The 3,041-nt window shown below is 35.4% G+C and carries 3 protein-coding genes and 1 pseudogene; 1 reads left to right on the top strand and 3 read right to left on the bottom strand.

From position 1 onward, the window contains the following. Positions 1–222: pseudogene (locus QZ379_RS10230) on the top strand (hypothetical protein); the annotation flags it as partial. A 40-nt stretch (positions 223–262) separates the two neighbouring features. On the opposite strand, the gene QZ379_RS10225 reads toward QZ379_RS10230, so the two are convergent. From QZ379_RS10225 to QZ379_RS10215, 3 genes are all read right to left on the bottom strand, one after another. After that, positions 263–781, bottom strand: a complete 519-nt coding sequence (locus QZ379_RS10225) for a very short patch repair endonuclease (protein WP_291564064.1) — start codon at positions 779–781, stop codon at positions 263–265. Positions 782–818: 37 nt separating this feature from the next. After that, positions 819–2,561: a DNA (cytosine-5-)-methyltransferase gene (gene dcm / locus QZ379_RS10220; RefSeq protein WP_291564061.1), complete on the bottom strand. Its 1,743-nt coding sequence runs from the start codon at positions 2,559–2,561 to the stop codon at positions 819–821. Between the two features lie 6 nt (positions 2,562–2,567). Next, the coding region (locus QZ379_RS10215) for a hypothetical protein (protein WP_291564058.1) at positions 2,568–3,041 on the bottom strand (474 nt) is incomplete at its 5' end.

Raw genomic sequence — 3,041 nt, 5'->3', positions numbered from 1 at the left:
CCCAATATAAATGGGATGTTTATACGGGGACATCATATAAAACTTCGATATGTTGTGGCTATTGTAGCCATTATTTTTACGTGGGCTGTTGCCGCCTCTGTTAGTAGTCTGAAATATAAGGAAGAATCCTTTGCACATTATTCCATGTATCGGGCGGTGAAGGAGCAGCATCAACATTTGATAGAAAAAGCAGGAATAAGACTAACGGAAAATCTGGAATAGTCATTGATATAGCGCCTTTGGATGTAATAAATTGCTGCTTTTATTCTTGACTTTTCTTTTCATAAACAGCTTCAGGTTCTGCTGCCATAAATGAATCTGTTGTATTTGGTTGTTCGTAGGTTCTTAATTTTCTATCTTCAAGAAAAATATGATTTAATGTATAAGCTAATGACTCAAGCGTTTGTTCACGAACTTTAGCCTTTAGTTGGCACTCCCAGACAGTGATACAATGCCAGCCCATAGAAGCAAGTTGGCATTGTTCTTTTTTATCACGCTCTTTGTTTCGTTCTATTTTCTTTTGCCAAAAGTCAATGTTGGTTTTAGACGGACGAAAGTATTTGCATTTTTCATGACCATGCCAAAAACAACCATTTACAAAAATGACAGTTCGATATTTACGAAGTACTATATCGGGATGACCGGGAAGGCGTGGATGATTGAGCCGATAGCGGAAGCCACGGCTAAAAAGGAATTTCCGAACCAATAATTCAGGTTTTGTATTCTTTCCTTTTATAGCGGACATACAACGATGACGTTGTTCTTTAGTCAATTTATCCATTAAATAATTTTACTCCAACAGTACAACAGACATAATTTTATTGATTTTTAAAAACCCTCCCTAACAAAGTATCCCGATATGTGTGAAAGATATTCAAATTAATTTGCACGTACTCTGGAAGGCTTTCAAGATATTCAATCTCAAATACAAGACGAGGTTCAATATCTCCGCTTTCCGGATATATTTCAGACTTATTACCGACGCGTGCAATCTTAATAATATAAAGATCACGTACACCTTTTCCTTTTATATATGGCATGAAGTAATAAAGTTTATTCAATGCTACAGTTGAAGGAAATGATTTAGTTTTACCTGTATAATATTTCTTAATACGTTCTCCATCAAGAAAATAATCTCTATTGTCATCTTTAACGAAACCAATCAATAGATGTTTATTATAATCCAATAAGTAATTTTTTTTAGGTTTATTACAAATCAAGATTTGTTGTTCATCTTCAAACAAGTTCAGTTGTAATTTTGGCTGAGCATCTCTTTTTTGTTCTATAGGATGTGTAGAAATAGGTTCTTTATCATATATGAAACGATATAGAGATTTACCTACTTCTTCTACAATTCCACAAACGAGAGCATTTCCCATAAGAAAAGCTCTACGTCCATCAGTAACATCGGGATGAAAAGTATGATTATCAGGAAACATATTCAAGCGTTCCAATTCCAGTGGAATCAAACGGCGATATCTACCTGAAGGTGTAAGAACAACATGCTTGAAACGAGAAGCAGACGGCCCCCCTTCACCTGTTATAATGGTACGTGAAGGTCGGTTAATATCATCAGGAAATGACATGCCACCTTCAGAGAATATATATTTAAAGCCGTCTTTGGATGTACGCTCTATTTTTTTTGCCCCTTTTTCATATTTCCATCGGTCCAATTCTTCATTAGAAATAAAATATTCCTCTGGTACAAAGTTTTCGTCAACCAGGTTATTACCCAGAGTCATATTAATTCCATCATAAACAGCAATAGTATCAACAGAATAAACATGTCGTTTCCTCATGATTCCTGCATCTCCAAAAGGACTGGCCGCATTCCCTTTTTGATTTTTGTTAAAATTATCAGAAACCTCTTTTATAGTACCATCAATATCAAATTCTGAACATGTTCCTTCCTTTACTTCAAAAGGAAAAGCTTTTGCCATTACTCCATCAAACAACACCCAGTTTTGAAGAGTCTCAATTTTATCGTATACAGTAGAGCCTTCACGGTAACCTACAATATAAGTTCGTCTTCTCCTTTGTGGCATACCGTAATCAGCCGCATTAATCACACGCCATTCTACAGTATATCCCAAGTCTGCAAGCGAAGCAAGAATTATAGCAAAATCTCGTCCACGCTGCTTCGCAGGTGAACCAAGTATACGGTCAACATTCTCAAAAAAAACATAATTAGGACGCTTTTTTCCTTTTTCGCTCAAAATACGATATATTTGCCACCACAATACACCTTTCTTCCCTTCAATACCTCCGGAACGACTTAAGGTTGATGCAACTGAATAATCTTGACAAGGAAATCCTCCAACAAGCAAATCATGATCTGGAATATTATCAGTTGCTACTGTATTTATATCTTCATTAGAATGTCCTTTACTTCCAAACCTGGCACGGTACACAAGAGAGGCATCTTGATGAACTGTTGATGGTTCCCATTGATTATTCCACACAGTTTCAAATGCATCAGATGCACCTTCCAATCCGATGCGGAATCCACCAACACCAGCAAATAATTCTACAACTCGTATGTTATTTTTGATTTTAGCCATAATATTTTACAGATAAGATAATGTTTGAAGTTTATTTACAACGTATGAACCTTTTAGCCAAAAAAATTGTGGTAACATTTTTATTCCATTAACCACTTCTGTCCTGGTCTTATCATTTGAAACATCCGCCCCACCTCGAAAAAAAACTTCATATTCAGAACTCTTAGGGAAATTGGGCGCTCCCATATACGATCCACTCTTGTTTCGTCTTTTACAACCTCGGGCATCATACAGATATTCCCATTTTAATTTATTTTGATAAATCAAATTACGAGAATCCTCCCATGTCCGCCTTACTTCTTTATTAATAAAATCTTCATCAAATGCAAAGCGTTTAAATCCTTCAAAGGTTGTTTTAGAAGAATCATTTTTATCATGCTCGCAAAAAATTGGACATAAAAAACTATGCTCACAAAAATAAATATATATATCAGAATCTTCAAAATCAATATTTTCCTGATTTTCAGATGAGTCCATTGA

Source organism: Bacteroides sp. (assembly GCF_019417265.1).
GTDB lineage: Bacteria > Bacteroidota > Bacteroidia > Bacteroidales > Bacteroidaceae > Phocaeicola.
Note: the sequence above shows the minus strand (reverse complement) of the source record. Positions and strands in the feature narration are given on the sequence as shown.

Bases quoted from the DNA above. Each gene is read 5' to 3' on its own strand.
- QZ379_RS10225 (WP_291564064.1), bottom strand. From the start codon at position 781: ATGGATAAATTGACTAAAGAACAACGTCATCGTTGTATGTCCGCTATA.
- dcm (WP_291564061.1), bottom strand. From the start codon at position 2,561: ATGGCTAAAATCAAAAATAACATACGAGTTGTAGAATTATTTGCTGGT.